At 71.0% G+C, this 22,739-nt stretch carries 17 protein-coding genes and 1 pseudogene; 5 read left to right on the plus strand and 13 right to left on the minus strand.

The window, feature by feature from the left end; all coding sequences use genetic code 11:
- The first annotated feature begins 21 nt into the window (after nucleotides 1–21).
- Both ACZ5VC_RS26345 and ACZ5VC_RS26350 read left to right on the plus strand, forming a co-directional pair.
- A complete protein-coding gene (locus ACZ5VC_RS26345; protein WP_469122481.1) occupies nucleotides 22–894 on the plus strand; it encodes an SGNH/GDSL hydrolase family protein in 873 nt (290 codons plus the stop codon).
- Between the two features lie 781 nt (nucleotides 895–1,675).
- Nucleotides 1,676–2,803: an alpha/beta fold hydrolase gene (locus tag ACZ5VC_RS26350; RefSeq protein WP_469122482.1), complete on the plus strand. Its 1,128-nt coding sequence runs from the start codon at nucleotides 1,676–1,678 to the stop codon at nucleotides 2,801–2,803.
- 197 nt (nucleotides 2,804–3,000) lie between these two features.
- On the opposite strand, the gene ACZ5VC_RS26355 is transcribed toward ACZ5VC_RS26350, so the two are convergent.
- Complete coding sequence (locus tag ACZ5VC_RS26355) at nucleotides 3,001–4,098, minus strand: hypothetical protein (protein WP_469122483.1); 1,098 nt, start codon at nucleotides 4,096–4,098, stop codon at nucleotides 3,001–3,003.
- Between the two features lie 154 nt (nucleotides 4,099–4,252).
- Here ACZ5VC_RS26355 and ACZ5VC_RS26360 point away from each other — a divergent pair, with 154 nt between their 5' ends.
- The gene (locus tag ACZ5VC_RS26360) at nucleotides 4,253–4,474 is read left to right on the plus strand and encodes a hypothetical protein (protein WP_469122484.1); all 222 of its coding nucleotides are present in this window, start codon (nucleotides 4,253–4,255) and stop codon (nucleotides 4,472–4,474) included.
- A 221-nt stretch (nucleotides 4,475–4,695) separates the two neighbouring features.
- Here the strand turns inward: ACZ5VC_RS26360 and ACZ5VC_RS26365 are convergent, their stop codons facing one another.
- Nucleotides 4,696–5,880 (minus strand): RNA polymerase sigma factor, encoded by a 1,185-nt coding sequence (locus ACZ5VC_RS26365; protein ID WP_469122717.1) that lies wholly within the window; start codon nucleotides 5,878–5,880, stop codon nucleotides 4,696–4,698.
- Nucleotides 5,881–5,888: 8 nt separating this feature from the next.
- Nucleotides 5,889–6,296: a YciI family protein gene (locus ACZ5VC_RS26370; RefSeq protein ID WP_469122485.1), complete on the minus strand. Its 408-nt coding sequence runs from the start codon at nucleotides 6,294–6,296 to the stop codon at nucleotides 5,889–5,891.
- 1,537 nt (nucleotides 6,297–7,833) lie between these two features.
- On the opposite strand from ACZ5VC_RS26370, the gene bdeA reads away from it, so the two are divergent.
- Together bdeA and ACZ5VC_RS26380 are read left to right on the plus strand one after the other, a co-directional pair.
- Nucleotides 7,834–8,691 carry a bis(hydroxyethyl) terephthalate hydrolase gene (gene bdeA, locus ACZ5VC_RS26375; protein WP_469122718.1) on the plus strand — a complete coding sequence of 286 codons (858 nt, stop codon included), beginning with the start codon at nucleotides 7,834–7,836 and terminating at the stop codon, nucleotides 8,689–8,691.
- A 111-nt stretch (nucleotides 8,692–8,802) separates the two neighbouring features.
- Nucleotides 8,803–11,646: a helix-turn-helix transcriptional regulator gene (locus ACZ5VC_RS26380; protein WP_469122719.1), complete on the plus strand. Its 2,844-nt coding sequence runs from the start codon at nucleotides 8,803–8,805 to the stop codon at nucleotides 11,644–11,646.
- Nucleotides 11,647–11,867: 221 nt separating this feature from the next.
- Here ACZ5VC_RS26380 and ACZ5VC_RS26385 read toward each other — a convergent pair whose 3' ends face one another.
- The 10 genes and pseudogenes from ACZ5VC_RS26385 to ACZ5VC_RS26430 form a co-directional block, all read right to left on the minus strand.
- Nucleotides 11,868–12,224, minus strand: a complete 357-nt coding sequence (locus ACZ5VC_RS26385; RefSeq protein ID WP_469122486.1) for a hypothetical protein — start codon at nucleotides 12,222–12,224, stop codon at nucleotides 11,868–11,870.
- Nucleotides 12,221–13,180, minus strand: a complete 960-nt coding sequence (locus ACZ5VC_RS26390) for a MerR family transcriptional regulator (protein ID WP_469122487.1) — start codon at nucleotides 13,178–13,180, stop codon at nucleotides 12,221–12,223. The genes ACZ5VC_RS26385 and ACZ5VC_RS26390 overlap by 4 nt, the downstream gene beginning before the upstream one ends.
- A gap of 321 nt (nucleotides 13,181–13,501) precedes the next feature.
- Complete coding sequence (locus tag ACZ5VC_RS26395; protein WP_469122731.1) at nucleotides 13,502–14,005, minus strand: hypothetical protein; 504 nt, start codon at nucleotides 14,003–14,005, stop codon at nucleotides 13,502–13,504.
- 105 nt (nucleotides 14,006–14,110) lie between these two features.
- Complete coding sequence (locus tag ACZ5VC_RS26400) at nucleotides 14,111–14,239, minus strand: hypothetical protein (RefSeq protein WP_469122488.1); 129 nt, start codon at nucleotides 14,237–14,239, stop codon at nucleotides 14,111–14,113.
- Nucleotides 14,240–14,533: 294 nt separating this feature from the next.
- Nucleotides 14,534–14,707, minus strand: coding sequence for a hypothetical protein (locus tag ACZ5VC_RS26405; protein ID WP_468712907.1), 174 nt, complete (start codon nucleotides 14,705–14,707; stop codon nucleotides 14,534–14,536).
- A 294-nt stretch (nucleotides 14,708–15,001) separates the two neighbouring features.
- A complete protein-coding gene (locus ACZ5VC_RS26410) occupies nucleotides 15,002–17,443 on the minus strand; it encodes a bifunctional serine/threonine-protein kinase/ABC transporter substrate-binding protein (protein ID WP_469122489.1) in 2,442 nt (813 codons plus the stop codon).
- A gap of 762 nt (nucleotides 17,444–18,205) precedes the next feature.
- The gene (locus ACZ5VC_RS26415; RefSeq protein ID WP_469122490.1) at nucleotides 18,206–19,411 is read right to left on the minus strand and encodes a cytochrome P450; all 1,206 of its coding nucleotides are present in this window, start codon (nucleotides 19,409–19,411) and stop codon (nucleotides 18,206–18,208) included.
- Nucleotides 19,399–19,977, minus strand: coding sequence for a cupin domain-containing protein (locus ACZ5VC_RS26420; protein ID WP_469122491.1), 579 nt, complete (start codon nucleotides 19,975–19,977; stop codon nucleotides 19,399–19,401). Before ACZ5VC_RS26420 ends, ACZ5VC_RS26415 begins: the two co-directional genes overlap by 13 nt.
- A 20-nt stretch (nucleotides 19,978–19,997) precedes the next feature.
- Nucleotides 19,998–21,050 (minus strand): type III polyketide synthase, encoded by a 1,053-nt coding sequence (locus ACZ5VC_RS26425; RefSeq protein ID WP_469122492.1) that lies wholly within the window; start codon nucleotides 21,048–21,050, stop codon nucleotides 19,998–20,000.
- Nucleotides 21,051–21,433: 383 nt separating this feature from the next.
- Nucleotides 21,434–22,583, minus strand: a pseudogene (locus ACZ5VC_RS26430) (hypothetical protein).
- Nucleotides 22,584–22,739: the final 156 nt, after the last annotated feature.

Below are 22,739 nucleotides of genomic sequence, written 5' to 3' on the forward strand. Positions count from 1 at the left end.
ACGACGTTGGAGGAACCCGTCATGCGGACCACCCACCGAAATTCCGTGATCCGGCTCTCCGGAGCGGTGCTCGCAGCGGGCCTGCTCGCGGGCATGACCGCGCCGGCCTCCGCCGCCGGAGATCCCACGGCGCTCAAGTACGTCGCCCTGGGCGACTCCGTCGCCGGCGGGATCGGCGCCGGCCGGACGACGGACTCGACCGACGGGTGCTGGGCGGACAAGGCCGCCAAGCGGCGGATCGCCAACCACGCCGCCGCGTACCCGAACCGGATCGCCTCCGCGCTCAAGGCGGACCTCGACTTCAAGGCCTACTGCGGCGCGACGGTAGCTGCCGTCAAGAACCGGCAGTTGGGCACGCTGTCGAAGGCCACCGACCTCGTCACCGTCCAGGTCGGCGCGAACGACTTCGGATACGCCGGCGTCTTGCAGCAGTGCGTGGAGGGCGTCTTCGGAAGCGTCGCCGAGTGCAACATGAGGATCGAACTGATCAACGTGCAGTACCAGCTCGCCCTGCCCGGCCGGCTGCGCGCGCTCTACTCGAAGATCAAGGACAAGGCCGAGAACGCCAAGGTGGTCGTGGTCGGCTACCCGAGGATCGTCTCCCCCGACTCGACCCCGACCTGCCTCTGGGACGGCCTCATGTACCGCTCCACCCATCAGAAGATGACGGAGGCGGCCGCGACGCTGAACGCCACGCTGAAGCGGGAGGCGGACCGGGCGGGCTTCGAGTTCGTCAACCCCACGGCCTCGTTCGTGGGCCACGAGGTGTGCGGCGACCCCGAGTGGGTCAACGGCATCAAGCCACGGGCCCTCGTGGACTCCTTCCACCCCAACACGGCCGGTCACGAGGCGCTGGGCTGGCTGGTCTGGCAGAAGGTCAAGCCGACTGCCTGACACCCGCGGGGCAGATGGGCCGCCGGCCCGGAGCCGGCGGCCCGTCATGTCCGAGCGAAGCTGGGCGATGTGGTGGTACACCGGCCACGACTGCGGCGTCTGGAGCCTTCTACGAACCAGCCTGTCCGGGCCGTCGCTCCGCAGACCCGGACCATGGTCAGCAGGTGATCCGTGGGGCGGGGGTCGAACTTCCAGTCGGCATGGACCCCGCAGAATCCGTCCTTGATACACCGCATGCCCACGGTCGCCCAGCGGACGGTTCCGCCGTCGGTGAGTGAGAACGCGACCGCAGCCTCGAACTCCTCGCTGCCGCACGGACAACCGGCAGCACCGGGCTCGTCGTCCTCCCAGAACTCCTCGTTCCAGTACTCCTCACTGTCCGCGATGAACGCACCGCTCCCGCAGCCGCAGCCGCAGCACTCGAAACGCGGCCTCCCACGCGCGGTGCGCCGGACCTGGCGTGCGGGCCATCTGCGCCGTTCCTCAGCCGTTCGATGAAGCCCCACAACGCCCTGCCGTCCTCCATGTGGCGGGGTGTCCCCCGGCTCGGCCGTCACCGACGGCGCGACTGGCCCATACGTAATGGCGACGGCGGGCAGCGCCGCGGCCTGAGCCCGCGCCGGCCCGGAGGCGAGGGGGGCCGCCCGAACACCCAAGTCCTTCGGGCGGAGCGGTGTACGTCACACCGCCGGCCCTCCAGCTGTGGCGAGGGCGGCCCCGCGCGTCGAGCCTGACATGGCCAGGGCACGGCGCCCCGGGCGAGCACACAGAACGGACCCTCATGCCTGTCACCCTGACCGACCACGCGGTACCCCACACCTCCACCGTCCCCGCGAGCGCGGGCCAGCATGTCGAACTCTTCGTACGGGAGCGCGACGGCACGTCCGAGGGGCACCTCGACGAGCGCACGGCCGTCCTGATGCTCCACGGCCGGAGCGTTCCGGTGCTTCCGGGCTTCGATCTCCAGTACAAGTCGTACAGCTGGGCGGAAGCGCTGGCGAAGGCCGGCTACGACGTCTTCATGATGGACCTCCAAGGCTCGGGCCTGTCACCGCGGCCGAAGATGGACGACCCGCGCAACGTCAACCCCACCGAGCAGGGCCTCCTGACGCCGAGACCTCCGAACTTCACGCCGGGCCCGCCGAACTATCCGCATCAGCTGACCAACTCGAACAGCGACCGCGACGAGCTGAACGCCGTCGTGGACTACATCATCCGCGAGACCAAGGTGAAGAAGGTCGCCTTCATCGGCTGGTCCGCGGCCGCCTTCACGATGGGGCCGTACGCGGTCAAGAACCCAGGCAAGGTGTCGAGCCTGTTCCTGCTGGCGCCGATCTTCCCGCCCAAGGCCACGTCGAATGCCCCCAGCTCACTGCCGCTGGGCGGCTTCCCGACGTTCCTGGGCACAGAATCAGGATTCTGGATGGGGTGGGGCAAAGAGGTGCACTGCGAGGGCCAGCGCGCACCCGAGATGCGCGGCGAGGTGTGGGACGCGATCATGAAAAGCGACCCGGTCGGCAGCACCTGGGGGCCGGCGGAGGGGCTCAATCGGATCAGGAACTTCGCCCGGTGGGGCTGGAACGAGGCCACCGCGGCGCAGGGCGGCGTCCTGGGCGGCAGCGTGCCCGTGCTGATCGTGTACGGGGAGTACGACACGCAGGCGAACACGTCGCCGCCAAACCTGAATCCGGAACTCAACTTCTCGGTCCCCGCGCTGTACAACGCCATCGCGGGGACCCACAAGCTGATGGTCAAGCTGGCCTGCGCCGGACACTCGGTGCCGTGGGAGATGCAGCACAAGAACATGCACCACCTCTCGAAACACTGGCTCAAGCACCTGAAGGTCGACGGCAAATCCCAGGGCGTCTTCGACATGAACACCAACGGCGCCATCAGCCCGGCTCCGTAGGACGGCCGAGCCCCGGCCGCGAACGGCCGGGGCTCCTCGGTCCGGGCGTCAGCCCCGCGCAGTTCCTCAACGCCGCCACCAACACCGGCGTGACCCGCTCGACCTGTCAGGGCCGCGACCGCGCTCCATGGCCCGAGAGCCCGCGCTGGATGTTCGTCGCCCTCGGGGCTGGGGTGGCCGCCACCGAGTAACGCCCGCTAGGACCGCGTCGCCCTCCCGCACTCGTCCCCGGAGGTCCCGCCCCGCCCGACCGGCGCGCTGCGGTCGTACGGGTCGACCGCCGTGCCGGCCTCGTCCGCCCGGCGGTCCGTGCCGAAGGGCGGGGTGAAATAGCCCGTGGGGGCGCCGCAGCCGCCGTTGGTCATGTCGTACTTGTACGAGACGATCGAGAACGTGCCCGGCTCGGTGATCACCTTGTCAGGGTCGTCCCAGCTCAGGACCAGCTCGCGCCGGACGATCGTCCGCACGATCTCGTCGTCGTCGCCGCCCGCTTCCGCGCGGGTGACCGGGTAGACGAAGGTGACGTCGGCGGTCACCTGCAGCGCGCCGCGCTCGCCCTCCCGGTAGGTGAGACGGCCCCGGGTCTTCACGACGTCGCCGACCAGGCGGGTGCGGGAGGGCTGGAAGCGGCTGAAGAGCAGGAGGGGGTCGTTGTTCTCGCTCGGGGTTCGGAAAGCGGTTTTCAGAAGGTCTTGAACGTCCTTCTGGTGCGGGTTGATCAGTGCAATCGTCTTCTCGGGGCGCTCGCCCCGCAGCACCCGGCGGTCCAGGCCGGACGCGACGAGGAAGTCCCGGCTGCGGGCGAGGGCCCGTTCGACCTGGGCCGTGCTCATCCAGCCGACCGCCCCGGCCTTCGGCACGGTGATCCCCGCCGCTCCGCTCGCCCAGCTCGCCGCCGGCGAACCGCGGAACGGCTCGTCCCTGGTGGGGCGTTGGGCCGCCTCCGGCGGGGGTGCCTGGGTCGGGCGGGCGGTCTCGGCCGCCGATGGCGGGGAGTCAGCGCCGGCGAACAGGTCTACGATCCGCCCCGGCGCGAGCGCCACCACCAGCAGCACCAGCGAGGCCAGCAGCCCGACCACGTACCAGGCCGTGCGCCGCTTGGGCCGCGCGGGCGTGTAGCTGCGCCAGCCCTCCGGGCCGCGGCCGGGCTCCGCGCGCAGCCGCTTTGCCACGTCGCGGGCCCGCGCCGACGGCTCCTTGGGCGCGTCGGCGGCACCGGCCACCGACTCGCGCAGAAACCGCTCCCACTCCTCGTCGGACCTGGACGAGCCGTCCGGCTCCGTACCCGCGCCCATCCCCACTCCCCTGGCCATCAGCAGACCGCGCCCACTCCCCTGGGACGCGTCCGCATCATGGCACAGAGCACCGCGTCTTCCATCAGCCGTAGGCATCACGGAAGACGATGCATGTTTGATTCCTGTTCTAGTGCGGTGGGCGGGAGGCGTCGCCGTGGACAAGCAGCAGGACCTTGCCGTGGGGGCCGGTTCGCCGATCCTTCATCTGCGCTGTGAGCGGGAGGTCGATCCCGGGCTGTACCGCCTCCTGGCCGAACGGGTGGCGATTGTGACGGTGGGGCAGTCCTTGCCGCCGTCCGCTGCCGTGGCGAACGTCTCCGGCAGCCGTTGTCAGGCCTCAATGGCCTGTAGAGCGCGGACCAGAAGTCGTGGATGAGCCGAGGCGAATCCGGGGTGGACATCCCGACCTGGGTGAGCAGGACTCCGGTGAGCTGGTTGTCCGGGTCGGCGTCGGCGGTGGTGCCGGTACCGCCGTCCCAGCCGAACTGGCCCCGTCGGCAAAGCATTGTGCAGCTGGTCCTGACCCGCCCACTCGCTGTGAGGCGACCGCTCTGGCCACGGGGGGCCCAGTGCCGCGGGAGATACGAACGCGATCCGTCAGCGACATCGGCGGGCGTTGAGCCGGGCGGCCTGGCGAGTCAGGTGGTCGCGCTCGGCGAGGTTGGTGGCCTTGTGGGCCGCCTCCGCGTACAGCAGTGCCGCCCTCGCCAGGTCACCGTCGCGCTCGTGGAGGTACGCCGCCACCGCGGCGTGGCGGGGCAGTGAGGCGTCCAGCGCAGCGAGCGACGCCAGGCCGGCGCGCGGTCCGTCGGCCTCCCCGACGGCGACCGCGCGGTTGAGCCGGACGACCGGACTGTCGGTCAGGCGCGTGAGCTCGTCGTACCACTCGACGATCTGAACCCAGTCGGTCTCCTCGGCGTTGGGCGCGTCGGCGTGGAGTGCCGCGATGGCGGCCTGGGCCTGGAACTCGCCCAGCCGGTCGCGGGCGAGGGCCGCCTGCAGGATCCCGACGCCCTCGGCGATCAACGCGGTGTCCCACCGGCCGCGGTCCTGCTCGGCGAGCGGCACCAGGCTGCCGTCGGACGCGGTCCGGGCGGCACGCCGGGCGTGGTGGAGCAGCATGAGGGCGAGCAGCCCGGCCACCTCGGGGTGGTCGATGCGGGCCGCGAGCTGCCGGGTGAGCCGGATGGCCTCGGCGGCGAGGTCGACGTCACCGGAGTAGCCCTCGTTGAAGACGAGGTAGAGGACGCGCAGCACGGTGGCGACGTCGCCGGGCCGGTCGAACCGCACACCGGAGACGGTGCGTTTGGCCCGGCTGATGCGCTGCGCCATGGTCGCCTCGGGCACCAGGTAGGCCTCGGCGATCTGGCGGGTGGTCAGCCCGCCGACGGCGCGCAGTGTGAGCGCGACCGCCGATGCCGGGGTCAGCGACGGGTGGGCGCACAGGAAGTAGAGCTGAAGCGTGTCGTCCACCGCGGGCGCGGGCCCGGGCGCCGGCTCCCCCTCGACGCGGTCCTCGCGCCGGCGGCGGGCGGCGTCGGCGCGCGTCGCGTCGAGGAACTTGCGCCAGGCCACGGTGACCAGCCAGCCCTTGGCGTCCCGGATGGGGTCTCCCCCGTTCGAGCGCGGCCGAGAGCCTGGGGAAGCGTCGGCCGGCCAGACCCGGAGCGCCTCGACCAGAGCATCCTGCACGGCGTCCTCGGCCGCCGCGAAATCGGCTCCGCGGCGGACGAGGACGGTGAGCACGCTCGGCGTGAGGCTTCTGAGCAGGGCCTCGTCCATCGGTGACGTCACTCCGTGATGGTGGGCGGCGCGGTCAGGAACGGGCGCACCTCCAGCCACTCGTGGATGGGCTTGCCGCCCGCCCCGGGGGCGGCCGACAGCTCCCCGGCCAGCTCGACGGCGCGCTCGTAGCTGTCGACGTCGATGATCATCCAGCCGGCGATGAGGTCCTTGGTCTCCGCGAACGGTCCGTCGGTGACCGGCGGGCGCCCCTCACCGTCGTGGCGGACCCACGCCCCCTCGGGAGCGAGCGCCTGACCGTCGACGAATTCGCCAGTCTTCTCCAGCCGGGCCGCGAAGTCGTTCATGTACTGCACATGCGCCGAGATCTCCTCCGGGCTCCACTGGTCCATCGGCACGTCGTTGACCGAAGCCGGGGCGCCGCGGTAGTGCTTCAGCAGCAGATACTTGGCCATCGTGGTTCTCCTCGTTGCTCGTGCGACCCATTGTGGTCGCGTTCACCCCGGGGACGGAGCCGGACGCGGGTTCTCGACATCGCCGCCCGACTTTTTTCTGGGCTCTCGTGGATGAGCCCGGGTGAGCCGTCTCGCGGTGTCCGGGTCCACAGCGTGGCGCGGGGGGCGAGAGCGTTTCCGTACCCGCTTCACCCATGTCCGTCATCGACGCCTCGCCAACGGGTCTGCCGAGGGCCGCCTCGCTCACCGGGGACCTCACTCTCGTGCCGTGGCGCCGCAGCTCCCAGGCCGCGAGGTCACCGAGGAGGTCCGAACCCCCGACGGTGAGGTCTGGGCATGGCTGTCCGCCATGTACACCCGCTGGACCTGCTCGGCTGTCGACTTTCGGACAGGCGGCGCCCGTGGCTCGTGCCGACCACGCGGATGACGTCATAGACAAAAAGCGGATCCTTCGGCATTGCGACCCGGCTGGAAAGGGGCCTCTCCCCCGTCGCCAGGCTGTATGGCGGGGGATCTCTTCGAGGCGCCGGCCGTGGAATACCCGCAGGAGCCTGAACTCGTGGGACATGGCGAGAGCGCCGGTCGAGACCAGGTCCGTGCACCTGCACACCCGAGGTGCTCAAGCGGCTGGGCGAGATCAAGGCCACCCGCCGACCCGAAGAACTTCTTCCGCCTCCGCTACAACATTCCGCCTGCCGTCGGTGGCGCGGCCAGCATTGGCTGAGACGCACTCCGTCGGATCGCCAAGGACGCGGTCGCAGCGGCCGGGGCGGCAGCGGGGTACGTCCGGCCGCCCGGCGTACGACCGCAGCGTTCAAGCCGAGGTCCTACGCTTTGGCCAACGCCAACGCCAACGCCAACGCCAACGCCAACGTCGCACCCGGCCCCCGAGCTGCTGGCGCAGCGGGTACTGGTTCAGCTGGCCGACCGGCTGCCGACGGCGCTGCGGGTGTGCCGGCCCGAACTCCCGGCGGAACTGGTCCGGACGGTGCTCGGCCCCCTGCTGCACCTGGGCCTGAGCCTGGACCCGGCGGACCCGGCGAAGCTGCTGGAGACCCTCGACGCCCGACCGGCGGCAGAGGCTCGGTGGGCCGCGCGACGAGGCGCCTGTACTGACACCGCAACACGGTCTTCGACCGCCTGCGCCGACTGGAGCACTCGAGGTCGGAACTCCTCTCCCTCCCCCGGGACCTGATCGGGCTGGCCCTGGCACCGGCCGCGTACCGCCTGTCGGGCGGCTGACCGCACCCGTCGGCGAGACCGGTGATTCCACCGATGTGCGCCTCCCGGGTACGCCGTGACAGTGGTCCGGCCAGCGAAAGCGGCGGCAGCCACCGGCAGGCAGTTCGGACCTCGGCGCGGAGCCCGGTACCGGCTGCCCGCCGGGCGGGCTCCGCCACGACCGAGAGGACGACTCGTCGTGCAGCAGCAGTTACACACCGAGAACGACCACCGGGCCAACCCCGGCCGCGACGCCGGTACGAAGGGCCGATCCGCCGACCGCACCGGTGCCGGGAGGACGCGGTTCCGTTCGCTCGTGGCCGCACTGGCGGCACTTCTGACCATCGGCGGACTCGCCACCTTCACGGCATCCGGAGCACAGGCCGCCGCCAACCCGTACGAGCGGGGTCCCTCGCCGACCACGTCGAGCATCGAGGCCGCCCGCGGCCCGTACGCGGTGTCGCAGACCAGCGTCTCCTCCCTGAGCGTCACGGGCTTCGGCGGCGGCACCATCTACTATCCGACGTCCACCGCTGACGGCACCTTCGGCGCCGTGGCGATCTCACCCGGCTACACCGCCACCCAGTCGTCCATCGCCTGGCTCGGCCCGCGACTGGCCTCCCAGGGCTTCGTCGTCCTGACCATCGACACGCTCACCACCCTCGATCAGCCCGACAGCAGAGGGCGCCAACTACTTTCCGCGCTCGATTACTTGACGCAGCGCAGTGCCGTCCGTACCAGGATCGACAGCGGCCGACTGGGCGTGATGGGCCACTCCATGGGCGGTGGCGGCACGCTGGAGGCCGCCAAGTCCCGGCCTTCGCTGCAGGCGGCCGTCGCGCTCACCGGCTGGAACCTCGACAAGTCCTGGCCCGAGATCCAGACGCCGACCCTGGTCGTCGGCGCCGACGGCGACACGATCGCACCGGTCGCCTCCCACTCGGAGCCCTTCTACGAGAGCCTTCCGGGATCGCTCGACAAGGCGTACCTGGAACTCAACAACGCCACGCACTTCACTCCGAACACCTCGGACACCACCATCGCCAAGTACAGCGTTGCGTGGCTGAAGCGATTCATCGACAACGACACCCGCTACGAACAGTTCCTCTGCCCGCTGCCCCGCCCGAGCCTGACCATCGAGGAATACAGGGGGAACTGCCCCCACACCTCCTGAACCGCCCGGGCCGGTGGAGGCAGCACTCTTCGGGCCCTCCACCGGCTGCGGCCAGGGTTCCGCCACTGTTTACACCGCAGTAACCTCACCGGCGTGACCGGACAGACGACCGTGGGAAGTCCTCACCGGATATACGGCCGGACGACGGAAATGGCAGCTGTGGAAGCGCTGTCGGACCGGCTCCGGTCCCAGCGCGGCGGGGCACTGCTGCTCGCGGCGGAGCCAGGACTGGGCCGGAGCGCTCTTCTGGCTTGGGCCACCCGCGAGTTCACCCTCGGGCCCGTCCTGCGCCCCCGGCCTCTCCCCGGCAACCCCCGCCCCTACGGCGGCATGCACGCGCTGCTGTGTGCGGCGGCCGAGGGGAGGGGCGCGGCGTCGCCACCATCCGCGTTCGGAGCGGGCCTGTCGGCGGCCGACCTGCCCGAGCTGCTGCGGCAGTACGTCCCCGGGGGAGGGCCGTTGCTCGTCTGCGTGGACGACGTGCACCTGTGGGACGCGCCCTCGCGGGCCGTCCTCGGTTCGGCCGCGCGACACCCCGACCCGGAGCGCCCGGTCGGACTCCTGCTCTCGACGGCGGAGCACCGGGCGGACGAGCCCGAATTCACGGGGCTGCCCGTGGTCCGCTTCGGCCCCCTCGACGACCGCGCGGCGACCGCCCTGCTCCACGACCTTGCCGGTGCGGGCGTGGACCCTTCCGTACGGTCGGAGTTGCTGTCCGAGGCCGAAGGGAACCCCGCCGTCCTGGCGGCCCTCGCCCAGCGCCTGACGCCGGATGAGCTCGGCGGCCACCGCCCGCTCCCCCGCCCACTCGTGGACGGCGCCCTGTGGGCCACTTTCGGCAGCCGCCTCGCCCCGCTGCCGGAGCCCGCGCGACAGCTGCTGCTCCTGGCGGCGGCCGCGCACGAACCCGACCCCGACGCGGCCGGCGCGGACGCCTCCCTGGTCCTGCGCGCCGCCCGCGAGGCCGGACTGGACCCGGCCGCACTGGACCCCGCCGAGACGGCGAGACTGGTGCACCACCACGGCGACCGCGTCACGTTCGGCAGCTCCCTGCTCCGGCGGACCGTCTACACCGGCGCGCCGTCATCACAGCGCCGGGCCGCCCACGCCCTGCTCGCCTCGGTCATCGACGCCGACCGGTATCGTCTGCGCCACCTGCTCCACCTCGCCCTGGCCGCGCAGGGCCCCGACACCCCTCTCGCAGCCGACCTCGTCGCGGCGGCCGCTCCCGGCACGCCGACGTCCGGGATGGAACGCTCGGCCGCCCTCTCCAGGGCCGCCGAACTCACGGCCCACGAGGATGTCCGTACCGCACGCCTGACCGCCGCGGCGGAGTACGCCTGCCTGGCAGGACACCCCCACAGGGCGCGCCGGCTGCTGGCGGCCACCCGGGAGGGGACCTCCCCCGAGAGGGTGCACGGCCGCACGGAACTCGTCCGGGGCAGCCTCGCCCTCCGGGACGGGCCGGTCGGCGACGCCTACCAGGCGCTGCTCATGGCCGCGGAGCGGCTCGGCCCGTCCGACGCGGAAGCGGCCCTGGAAGCCAGAATGGAGGCGATGGACGCGGCGTGGGCCGCAGGCGACGCCGGCGCCTGCCTTGCCGCCCTTGCCGAGGCCCCGCTCCCGGCTCCGCCCCAGGACCCCGCCGTTGCCGACGCAGCGCCGCCGGCCGACCCGTACGCCCTGGCCCGGCTGACGTCCGTACGGTCGGATTCCCGGGCCCTGCCCCCCTCGCCCCCGCACGATCCGAGGCGCGACTACAGAACGGGACTGCGCACCGCGCTCGACGGACACCTGGCCGAGGCCGCGCAGCCCCTGCGGCGGGTGCTCGACCGTGCGCGCCGCGACGACGACCCCACCCGCCTGCTGCGGGCCGGCGTCGCCGCGCTGGTGCTCGGCGACATCCCGGCGGCGTGCCGGGCCAACGCCCGTGCCCTGGCCGTCTCGCGATCGAGAGGGCTGGCCGCCCTCACTCCCCGGATCCTCGAACACCTCGCGTACGCCGAGCTGCGCGCCGGCCAGCACGCACGGGCCAGGGGCCACGCGCAGGAAGGCCTCCGCGCCGCCCACCGGGCCGGCCAGCGCAACGTGGCCGCCGGTCAGCACGCGATCCTGGCCCTGGTCGCCTCGGTCGAGGACGACGCGGCCGCCGTCGCCGCACACGCCGGCGCCGCGGTGGAGATCGCCCGGCCGCACGGGCTCCTCCAGACCCTCACCCTGGCCGAATGGGCGTCCGCGCGCGCGGACCTGTGCCGCGGTCGGCCCTTCGAGGCCGCCGCCCGGCTCGGCCCGCTGACCCGGCCGGGGCCCGGGCGGGGCCACTTCGCCGTCCGCATGCTCGCCCTGCCCTGCTTCGTCGAAGCCGCCGTGATGTCCGGGGCTTCGGCGGAAGCGAGGGCGGCCGTCGAGGAGTTCGCCCTCTGGGCCGCCCAGGGCGTCGACCCGCAGGCACCGGCGCAGCTGGCCCGGTGCCGTGCCCTTGTCGCCCCGCCGGACGACACCGCCGACGCCCTCTACGCCTTGGCCCTGACCCGGCACGAGACGGCGCACGGCGACTTCGAGCGGGCTCGTACCCTGCTGCTGTACGGGAAGTGGCTGCGCCGCCGACGCCGTCCGGCGGAGGCGAGGAACCGGCTGCGGGACGCACTGGCCGCCTTCGAGCGCTGCGGGGCCCCGGCCTGGGCCGAGCAGACCCGTGCCGAGCTGCGGGCCACCGGTGACGCACCCGGCTCCGTACCGGCGGATGGCCTGGCCCGGCTGACACCGCAGCAACTGCGCATCGCGCGCTGTGTCGCCGAGGGCGCCACCAACCGGGAGGTGGCGCTGATCCTCTCGGTCAGCCCCCGCACCGTCGACCACCACCTGCGCAACGTCTTCGCCCTGCTCGGAGTGCGCTCGCGAACGGAACTCTCCCGGCTGGTGCACCGCGCCGAAAGCGGCTGCGCACAGCCCTGAGAGCTCGGTACCCGGCCACCTCCGGTCCGCGGGGTCCCCGGCATGGCTTCGTCATTTCATTTTCAGTGACAGGGTTCATCGACAAGTTCGAGCAGCAGTCAGCGGCCTGACGATCCGCCCAGCGCTGACGGCCATGTCCAGGCCGTTTGCCTCAGTCCTGGCCCGCGGTGATGCCGCCTGCGGGACCGGAATCGGTGTGGCCGCGATCCACGCGAACCACTTCAGGCAGCCATCCACGGAACACGGCAGGTGTGGGTGGCCATTCCCTCCGGGCACAGAGTCTTGATCACTGTTCTGCGGATCGCCCGCCATGTCCTCAAGGAGCACACCATGTGGACGCGCAACTCGATCAGTTGCCGTGCGCCGCTGGCCTGAGCAGGATGTTCCACGGCCCACTGTTCCGCCAGAAAGTCGTACACGTCAACGGTCGAGAGCTCGCTCCCGGGAAAAGTGTGTGCGACGGTCTCACCGATGATCCGGGCGCTCCGGGAGCCCGCAGCGTCCTCAACGAGTTTCTTGACCCATGCCAGCCCCTGCTCGTCTGCGTACAAGCCGAACTTCAGGTCGCGCGTCCTCATCGCATCAGACCTTTGTGGTGGTCGTCGGCGCTCTCGGCGAAGACGGCGGTGAACCAGGAGTAGACGGGAGCGAGCGTTGGTGATGCGGACCATCCGTTGATCGTTGCCAGGAGCTGCCAGTAGCGCTCGGCGTGCGGGTCGGCGGTTGTCTGCAGGCGGGCGAGGAGCCAGCGGCGCAGATCGCTTTCGTCGGCACGCTCGAATGCGTCGGCGTAGAGGTCGCCCAGCGAGTCGGAAAGGGATGCGCCTTTGGCGGAGGCCGGCAGCACGCCGGAGGATACGGCCTCGGCAATTCGTTCACGCATCGCTTGGTTGAGAGCATCGTGCAGAGTGCTGACGTCCTGCTGGGAAGGCTCTTGCGCCTGGTCCTCAGCTGTGCGGCGTATCGCGACACGGAAGTCTGCGTTCTCGCAGAGTCCGGCGAATTCCACCCAGGCCTCGACCTGTTCGGGCGTGGGGTCGTCGGGAAGCTCGGGCATGGCGGATCGCATCAGGCTCACGAACTCGGGGTTGGTGTGGAGGCCTTGGAAGGCGTCTTCGATGAAGCCGGACACCAGTCGGCGTCGTTCGGCCTGGGAGAGCGTGGCAAGTCGGTGCATGAGGTCCATCTCCATGGTGGTGGGGGCGCGTCTGGCGACTGCGCGGAGTACTGCCCGGCGCAGGCGGAGAGCCTGGATCTGCACGTCCAAGGCGTTGGCGTGTGCTTCCGTGACTTCCGGTATGGATGCTTCCCGGTCCAGCACCTTGCGCACGGTGGCCAGATCGAGCCCGAGATCGCGCAGCGTACGGGCCAGGTCCAGGCGTGCGAGTGCGTCGGGGCCGTAGAGCCGGTAGCCCGCCGGGCTCCGGCCGGTTGGCGGGACGATGCCCTTGTCGGAGTAGAACCGGATGGTCTTCACCGTCAGGCCGGTCCGGCGGGATAGCTCTCCGATGGAATAGAGCGTGTCGCTGTCCATGCCCCCAGCTTGCTGTCTCCCCCCACGGGAGACTCAACCGGGGCCAAGCCCTCCTGCGGCGACCGCGGACTCTGTGCAGGTGACGCGCGCAGTCCGCCGCCCCGCGGACGATGCATCGGTCTGAATGACCTGCACCATCACAGTCCACAGCCAGCCGCGGCAGTGACGACCAACGACTTGACGGGGCGTCATTTCGGCTGCCAAGCGACAGCGTGTACGCGGTCTCACGCGCCACCGCCACTCGCAATCGAACACCTAGGTGACGCTCCGCGACCGTTCCCCAAGGTCTGTGCTCTTACCGAGATTTGACAGCGCTTCGCGTCAGTGATCTTGACCTGTGGTCCCCGCCGCGCAGTCGTGTCCGTCGCCTGGGAGGCCCATAACGTTCAGCACGGGCTCTTTGCTTTGGAGGATCTCGAAGGTGAAGTTCGCTCCTGACGGGATTGCCACGAGCGAGCACTGGTCGCCAAAGGTCAGCGGAAGGTAAGGCTGCCAGGGACAGTCGGCCTTGTTCAGGGCGGAAACCACGTCCGCGTGCGTGATCCCTGCAACGAAGGTGCCCGTCCCCCCGACGACCGACGGGGGGAGTTCGACGACGTCGCGCCAGGTCTGTATGCAGATGAGTGAGACCTTGCGGCAGCGGCAAACACTGAGCTCAAGGTCTCCGTAGGCGAAGAGCCGCGGCCACTCTCTGTTCCGGCTCATCGTTCCGATTTCCCACGGTTCGCCGACTGCTGCGGTCACATCGCTCCAGTCGGCTCCACTGAACACCGGGCCCAGTCGCCCCGTCTTCGCCACGTGGGTCAGGACATCGAGAATCTCCATGAGGCGGAGCCTGACAGGTGCCCTGACCAGCAGTCCAACGGTTTCGGCCCGCTGCGGTCAGTTCGGCTCGGGCCAGGATGAGGAAAGCTCGTCCTACGTACGTGATCATCCCGCCCACCGCGCCAGGTCTTCGTCCCGGGAGTGATCCTCCTCCCCCACGCCGGGGAGGACGACGACCTCTTCGACCGCCTGATCGGGCAGCTCTGCCACTGCCTCCAGCAGGGCCGACCGCATGAGGAGTTGGTCGCCTCCGGGGCCTGCCTGCTCCCTCTGCCGCCGCCGCGAGCGCGGCCCGAGCCTGTCAGCGGGGAGTGAGGCGGGCTTCGAGAGCAGCCCGCTGCCGCGCGGGACGATGGTCGCCCAAGGGCACCTCGCGGGGGCTGTGATCGCCTTCGCAGATCCAGCTCCACCGGTCCACGGAGAAGGAGCCGGGCATGGGGGCCGGTGACACCAATGGCCGACGACACCAGGTTCAACGAGCTTCGTCGGCCCCGCCCTCCCCCTCCCCCGGCGCACCGGGAGGCGTGTTCAGCAGGGGCCCTTGTCCTGACCCGTACCGCAGACCGGGCCGGGATCTTCATAGATGGAGATCAGGAAGAGACACCACGCGACCAGCACAATCGTGACACCGATCGTCCAGTACCTGTTCTGTCGGCGACGGGCGGCCTCGTCGCGGGCATCGCGATCCTCGTCGGCGCTCATGGTGTCCCCCTCGGAAGGCTTCCCGTCACCGGACGTTCCGTGCGGTATGCCTTCTCCCCTGACCATTCTTTCCCCTCCACGCCGCGCTCACTCCATCGGCCCGGCGACACATGCCCCAGGGGTCCATGGCGACCGGATCGCCGCCGGCGGCCCGACCTCGCCGATGAGCCCGTCGAGGACAGCCGCCCGCTGCCCGGCGGCTGTCGAACCAGGCTCGATCCACCACGGCAGGACGCCCCGTGACGGCTTTCGGCCCAGCGCGATCCACCTGGCGGCCGCGCCCCCCTGCGGGCGTCAGCGGGTGGCGGGTCCGCTCGTCACGGTCGCCCAGCTGCGGTCGTTCACCGCGTACACCGTCAGTCTGCGGTTGACCGTGTCGCCGGCCCCGTCGAACGCGACGCGGCCCGTAACACCGTCGAAGGCCAGCCGCGCCACGGCCTGCGGCAGTTTCGCCCGGGCGTTCCGAGGGAGGGCGCCGCCGTTGGCCGCCACGACGGCCTTCACCGCCTCGATGAGGGTCCAGGTCGCGTCGTACGCGTAGGGGCCGTACCAGCCGGCCGCCTCCGGGTACCCCGCCTTGCGGTACCGGGCGAGGAAGTCCTGCCCTGCCGCCGACTCCTCGGCTGATACGCCGATATTGGTCGCGAGGTCGCCTTCGGCCTTCGGGTTCGCCGTGAGGTACTGCTGGTCGAAGATGCCGTCGCCGCCCATCAGGGGGACGTTCACCCCCGCCTGCTTGAGTTGCTGGGAGAGCGGCGCCGCGGTGTCGTAGTAGCCGCCGAAGTAGACGGCGTCGGCGCCCGAGGACCGCACCCTCGCGGCGAGGCCCGCGAAGGCGCGTTCCGCGGGATCGACCTGCTCGGTACCGACGACAGTCCCGCCGAGCTTCGTGAACTCGGCCGTGAAACCGGAGGCGAGGGTGGTGCCGTGGGCGCTCGCGTCGTCGATCACGTAGAGCTTGGTCTTCTTCGCCTCGCCGTGCAGGTACCGGGCGGCGAACGGCCCCTGGTCGACGTCCGTGGCCACGGTGCGGAAGTAGGTGGAGTACGGCCGGGACTTGGTGCCCGCGGCCCAGTCGGGGCCCAGCGTCAGCGCGGGGTCGGTGTTGCCCGGTGACACGTTGACCACGTCCGCCCGCGCGAGCGGTGCCACCAGGGTCCGGGCGACACCGGAGTTGAGGGGCCCGACGACACCAAGCACCTTCTCGTCGGACACGAACCGGGCCGCGTTGGGGCCGCCCTTGGCGGGGTCGGCCCCGTCGTCCAGGGCCTTGATCGCGAAGTTCACGCCGGGGACGTGCCGGGTTTCGTTGGCGGTCCTGGCCGCCAGGTCGGCGGAGTTCCTGATACCGACGCCCATCGGGGAGAGCCCGCCGCTGAGCGGTGCGTCCACCCCGATCACCACCGTGACGGAGGAGGCCCGCGAGCCGCTGCCGGCCGCCCCGCCGCCGCGGGGCGCGTCATCGTCACGGGTGAGGGTCCAGGTCAGGACGGAGCCCGTGGCGAGCGTGGCCAGCGCGGTGCCCAGGATCACGGAGCGCCGGGTGAGGGCCCGCCGCCGGGCGGACGCCCGCTCGCCGTGCTCCATCTTGGCCGTCGACCCGAGCGTGACCGGGTCCTCAGCCGGGGGTACGGGCACGGGCGGGGCGGTCGGCCGGTCCGGCACGGGGCGCCGCGGGGTGCCGGCGTCGGCGGCGGACCCGGAGTCCAGGACCGTGAGGGTCCGCGGTGACGGCGTCGTCGAAGGTGTCTGCTCCGGCGCCGTCGGTGCGGAAGCGTGCTCCGCCGCCGCGTCCGGTGCGGGTACGGGGGTCGCTCTCGGATCGGGCGTGGGGGTGGGAGTGGGCTCGGTCTTTTCGGGCGCGGGCTCGTGCCCCGGGCCGTGCCCGGTGGATGCGTCGCCCCGGGGCGGGGAGGACCGCAGCACCGACGCCAGCATCTCGGCCGCTTCCGCGGCGCCCACGCGCTGCGCCGGGTCCTTGGTGAGGAGCGCGTCCAGCACGGGCGCCAGCGGGCCGGCGTGGACCGGCGGCCGGTGCGGGCGGGTGAACACGGCCACGGCGAGAGCGTGGAGCCCCTCCGCTTCGAACGGCGGGTGCCCCTCGACGGCGTGGTAGAGGGTGGCGCCGAGAGCCCAAAGGTCGTTGGCGGGGGTCGGACGCTTGCCCTCCAGCTGCTCCGGCGGCATGTACTGCGGCGTGCCGATGACGATCCCGCTGTGGCTCAGCTTGGTCGTGGCGTCCGCGAGGTGGGCGATGCCGAAGTCGGTGAGGACGACGCGGTCCTTGGTCAGGAGCACGTTGTCCGGCTTGACGTCGCGGTGGACAATCCTCGCCCCGTGCGCCTCGGTCAGCGCGTCGAGCATGGCGGCGCCGATCTCGGCCACCCGCTGCACGGGCAACCGGCCCCGGCTGCGGATGGCGGCGGCCAGGGACTGCCCGCGGATCAACTCCATGACGATGACGGGGGCACCGTGGTGCTCCACGACGTCATGGATGGTGATGATTCCAGGGTGGCTGAGAGTGACCGCTGCGCGCGCCTCACCGGTGAACCGCCGGAGCAGCGCGGCGCGGTCGCCGTCGTCCATACCCGGCGGGAAGAGGATCTCCTTGACGGCAACCTCGCGTCCGAAGAGCTGCTGGTCGAGGCCGCGCCAGACCCGGCCCATACCGCCCTGGCCGATGCGTTCGACCAGCTGGTACCGGCCGGCGATGAGTTCGGGATTCTCCTCGGTCACGCGCACACTCTAGGTCCTGCTGAGCCGATCAGGTGACGGAAGGATGGCTTGATCACACCCACGGTGACGATGGCACGGTGCGCCCGGCAGTCGGACGCGGCGCAGGTGCTCGCCCCCGGAGCTCGCCGGGCGCCCTACCCCGTCCTCCGGGGACCGCCGGGCGGCCCAATACTCCAGCAACGTTTCGCTATCTGGCCCGGTCACGGGCGTCGTCGGGAGTGCAGTTGGCTGGTGGGGCAGCGGGGGCGGTCTTGCTCGAGCGCCCCTCCAACGAGGGTAGTCGTCGCTGATAGTGACAGTGGCGGGCTATCGCCTTACGTTTGCGGTCAGTTGAGCACGTGCGCAGGAAGCGCCCGACCGGCTCGGCGGCTCGGCGGCTCGGCGGCTCGGCGGCTCGGCGGCTCGGCGGTTCGGGGGCTCGGGGGCTCGGGGGCTCGGGGCGAGGCAGTGCTCAGGAGCCGGCGGAGTTCTGCCTCGGTGGGGCGATGCGGTGAGTTCTTGAAACCAGAGCGGCCCATGAGGCGGGCGGGGTTGATGAACTCGGGGTCCGCACGGAGCGGCGAGAAGGCACAACGCGCGGGGCTGGGTTCCGTACGACGACGCCGGGCGGGGCCCGGGAATGTGATGGCTGTCCCCCCGGGTACCCGTGGTGTGCCCCGCTCGGGGTCAGGTCTCTCAGGCAGCCGTGGCGGTGAGACAGTCGACGGCTTCGGTGTCAGTCATGAGCAGCGCCTTCCTCAACCGGCCGGTCCGCTTGGTGTTCTACCAGGTGACCGGTAGTGCCACCGGTCCTCGGATGAGTACGTCTTTCTGCCAGGCCACCTTGCCGGGATCGACGGCCAGCCGCAGTTCGGGGAGGCGTGTGATGAGGGTGGTCAGCAGCAACTCGGCTTCCATGCGGGCCAGCAATGGCGCCAGGCAATGGTGGGGGCCGTAGCCGAAGGCCAGGTGGGGCGGGCCTTCGCGGTCGATGTCGATCCGGTGCGGCGCGGGGTAGTACCGCTCGTCCCAGTTCGCTGCCACGTACGAGACGTAGACGGCCTCGCCGCGGCGGATCAGGACGCCTCCCACCTCGACGTCCTCGGTGGCGATGCGGGCTTGTCCCACGCCGTGCTTGTGGGGGATCCAGCGCAGCAGTTCCTCCACGGCCGCCGGTACGGCGCGCGGGTCGGACCGCAGCCGACTCATCAGCCTGTCGTCGGTGAGCAGGAGGTAGACCATGTTGGAGGTGTGGTTGCGTACCGCGTGCCAGCCGTTGATCCCCATCAGCACGGCCAGAGCAAGCAGTTCTTCTTCCTCGATCTTGCCGCTCCCGACTGCGGCTCCCAGTTCGCTGATGAGGTCGTCCTGCGGCTGGAGCCGGCGTTCGCGGGCCAGTTCGCAGAAGGAGGCGCGGACGTCTTCTTTGGCCCGTCGGGCGCGCTCGACCCCCGCTTCATCCTTCGCCCGGGTCAGGACGGTGTCCGCCCACGTGCGCAGGCGCGGCCGGTCGGCTTCGGGCACACCCAGCAGAGCTCCGATGACATGCATGGGGAAGGGGGAGGTCACGTGCTGGACGAGGTCGGCGGGCGGGCCGGCTGCGACCATGGAGTCGATGTGTTCGTCGAGTACGGCCTGGGCACGAGGACGCAGGGCTGCCATGCCGAAGCGGTTGAACGCCGAGGAGACCACGGAGCGGACGCGGGTGTGGTCGGGCGGGTCCACGAAGCTGACCGCGCGGTCCAGCGGAATGAGGTATCTGTTCATGCTCGGCAGCGGCCGGCCGACGATGTCGCGACTGAACCGGGAATCAGAGGTGACGAACCGGACGGCGTCGTGCCGTGTCGCCAGCCAGCACTCGCCGGGGGCTCCGTGCGGCAGCCGGATCCGGATGACCGGTTCGGCCTTCAGCGCCTCCCGGAGAAAGGGGTCGAAGTCGAGCGCAGCCAAGTCTGACACCTCGTACAAGGGAGCGGTCACGTCCTGCATGGCTGGCTCCTCGCCGGCTGGTCATGGCGCAGCGGCGTGAGCTGCTCGATGTCGTAACGGCGGCGCAGTGCGGCGATGGCGCTGTGGTCCACGGGCCCGTCGGCGGACAGGATCGTCAGGAGTTCCTCGAAATAGCGCTCGTGGCCCGGGGGTGGGGACGACTGGAAGAACATCCGGGCCGGGACGTCGGTGGGGTTGGCGAAGGCGTGCGGGCAGCCAGGCGGGACCTGGATGACCGTGCCGGGCGTGGCGCGGACCACACGCTCTCCGTTCGGCGACTTCCATCCCCGCCAACCGTCCGGGGTACGCACACGCGGCTCGAAGGCGAGAACATCGAGTTCGCCCTCAAGAACGTAGAACAGTTCCTCGCTGCGCGCGTGGACGTGCGCGCCGACGTCGAAGCCCGGCGGTACGACCACCTCGAAGCTCGATGCGAGGCGCGACTGCGCTCCGGTCACTTTGAACGTCACATGCTGGGCGGCGGCACGAAGGGTGCGGCCTTCGCCGGGGGGCACGATCAGGCCGCTGTCCGCCGGTGGGGAGGCGGTGTGGCAGTACTCGGTCATCGGGTTTCCTTCCGGAAGGGTCACGGCGTGCGGCTCCAGCGGCCCAGTGCCATCTCGGCCGTGATGCCCGGGCCGAACCCCGCCAGGAGGCCACGCGCCTGGTCGGCGGCGCCACCCTCGTCGAACAACCGGCGCAGCGCGTCCAGTACGACGGCGCTCGCGATGTTCCCGTACTCGGTGAGGGTGGCCTGGCTGTGCCGGAACGCCTCCGGCTTGACCTGGAGGAAGGTGCTCAGGTCGTCGAGGATCCGCGGCCCACCGGCATGCACGATGTAGAAGTCGAGGTCTGAGGCGTCCCAACCGTGCTTGTCGGCGAGGCCGCGCAGCGCGGGAGCGAGCGGCTCCATGGTGCCCGGCACACGCTTGTCCAGCAGGAAGTGGAAGCCAGTGGCCCGTACGTCGTACGCGATCCAGTCCTCCGTCCCCGGGACGAGGTACGAGCCGTTGCGCTCCAGGCGGATGCCGTGGCCACCGGTCCCGCGGACGACCGCGGCGGCTACACCGTCGCCGAACAGCCCATTGGACAGCAGCGATCCGATACCGATGTCGGTGGGCTGATAGCACAGGGAGCAGAACTCGCATGCCACGATCAGCGCGTTCGCTCCCGGATAGGCCGTGCAGAAGTCGTGCGCCCGGTTGATCGCCGCCCCACCCGCCGCGCAACCCAGCTGAGCAATCGGCAACTGCCGGGTGCAAGAAGGGAATCCCATCGTGTTGATCAGCCAGGCGGTGAGCGAAGGCATCATGAACCCGGTGCAGGACACATAGATGATCACATCGATCTCAGCGGGCCGCAGCTCGCTGTCCTCCAGCGCGCGCCGCACGACCAGCGGTACTCGGGCCTTCGCCTCGGCCGCATACAACCTGTTGCGCTCCTCGAAGCCCGGATGCGCGAGCGTCTCACCGATCGGCTGCACGAGGTGCCTCGTCCGCACCCCGGTGTTCTCGATCAGACGCAACGCGAGGCCCAGCTGGGGATGGCCGACATGGCGCGTGCGCGCGAGCTCGAGCGTCTCCTCCATGGTGATGACGTACTCCGGAACCGACACGGCCGGCCGACACAAGGTGGCCATGCAACACCCCTACCCCCACCGGCACGACAGTGCCTCCGTTGATCCGGACGCGTCCTTAACGATCACCATCCGTCCAGGTCACCCGTTCGTACCCATGGGTCGTATGAGGCGGGCCGGGGAAGACGGCCCGGCCTGGACACCTCCACCGGGCGCGCCAGGAGGAGCCACCGACCGCCGGCTGGGCACCCATGGGGGAGAACCGGCCCCGGTCCACGTCCCTGGCTGGTCCCGCCGAGCGGCAAGCAGCCGCGCTCAAGTCCCAACGGACCTGCGGGGTCGGCGTCTGCGGCGCGAGCGGTGGCCGCCGCCTCCAGCAGCAGTGGGCTTCCTCTCCGGCATCACGTCGGTGTGGCGCATCCACCAGTCGGCCGGAAGAGGCCGGTTCACATGCGCTGCGTGAGCTTGTCGCGGATCTCGCGCAGCCACGCGCTGCGGACGGCCGGCAGCCGGGCCAGGGTGTGGTGGAACGTTCGATTGTCGGCCAGGAACGGGTACGGGGGGGCACGGCGGGAGCGAGTCGTCGAAGTCCGGCCGCCAGCCGCTGCCGCCGCCGAGGCGGCGACGGCGGCCGACCGGCTCGCGGAGGACGTCGTCGGGTACGCGGCCCGAAGCGGGCACCGGTAGATGCGGCTCGGGGGAGACCAGCCACAGCCATACCCCGAGCGGCAGCGGCACCGGGTATGCCGATGTAGCCGGGCCGGTGGGGGTCCAGGTCTGACCCGTCTGCGGGTGGACCGGCACGAGGAGGATGTCGACGCCCGCGTCAGGGGTGAGGAGTCCTGGTCCCGCCAGGACGGCGCGCCGCGCCGACGGACCCGCTGGCAGCAGGGCGTCGAGGGCGCCTTGGAACACTTCCTCGGTCATGCCCTTCGGGACGGTCACCGGCTGTCCCTCGGAGGCCGCCAGTAGGTGGGCGAGCGCCCGGCCGGCTGCCGCCTCCCATTGCGGGCTCCATGACCAGTGGCGGCTCGACCCAAGCCGGGACCCCCACGTGGCGATCGGCTCGAACGGGGGTGTGCTCTCCCCTGCCTCCGTCAGCTCCTTCCAGGAGAGCGGTTCGGCGTCGCCGTCATCGACGGGGCAGCGGCGCACGGCGTTCGAGGCGAGCCACACCGCCTGCCAGAGCGAGCAGTCGTCGATCCTGGTCGCCACGGGCAGGCCGCACGCCTCGCAGGCCATGTTGGGGCCGTCGCCCCCGTCGAGACCGCAGCAGGCACCACCACGCTTGTCGGGGATCAGCAGGGCGCCGCGCATGTCTCCGGGTGCGATGACGATCACGCCGGGCGCGCCGTCGGACAGGGCGTAGACCGGCGCGTAGACACCGCGGGCGGCTGCCTCGTCCGGGTCGATCTGCCCCCACCTGCGCCACGGCGGCCCCCAGGGCTCCGGGTCCACGGCGAACGTGCCCGAATCCATGAGCACCGGGAGCTGGATCCCGTTCCCGTACTTCTGATGGGCGTGGACCGGAAGGGCGACCTGGGACAACGGGGCGGTCAACTCGGCGCCACACCCGGCACACACGAAAACGAACAAAGATCCTCCGCCTGGGAAACGGAGGCATCGTCGCAGTTCGGCGGCAGCCCGCCAACCTACTTTTCGTCCGTCATGGTGCCGGAGCGCCGTCACGGTCGTTGGAGCATCAGCATCAGCGGGTGGCAGCGGTCATCCATGGCGACGGCAAGCGACTCA

The organism is Streptomyces sp. NPDC033174 (assembly GCF_055577795.1).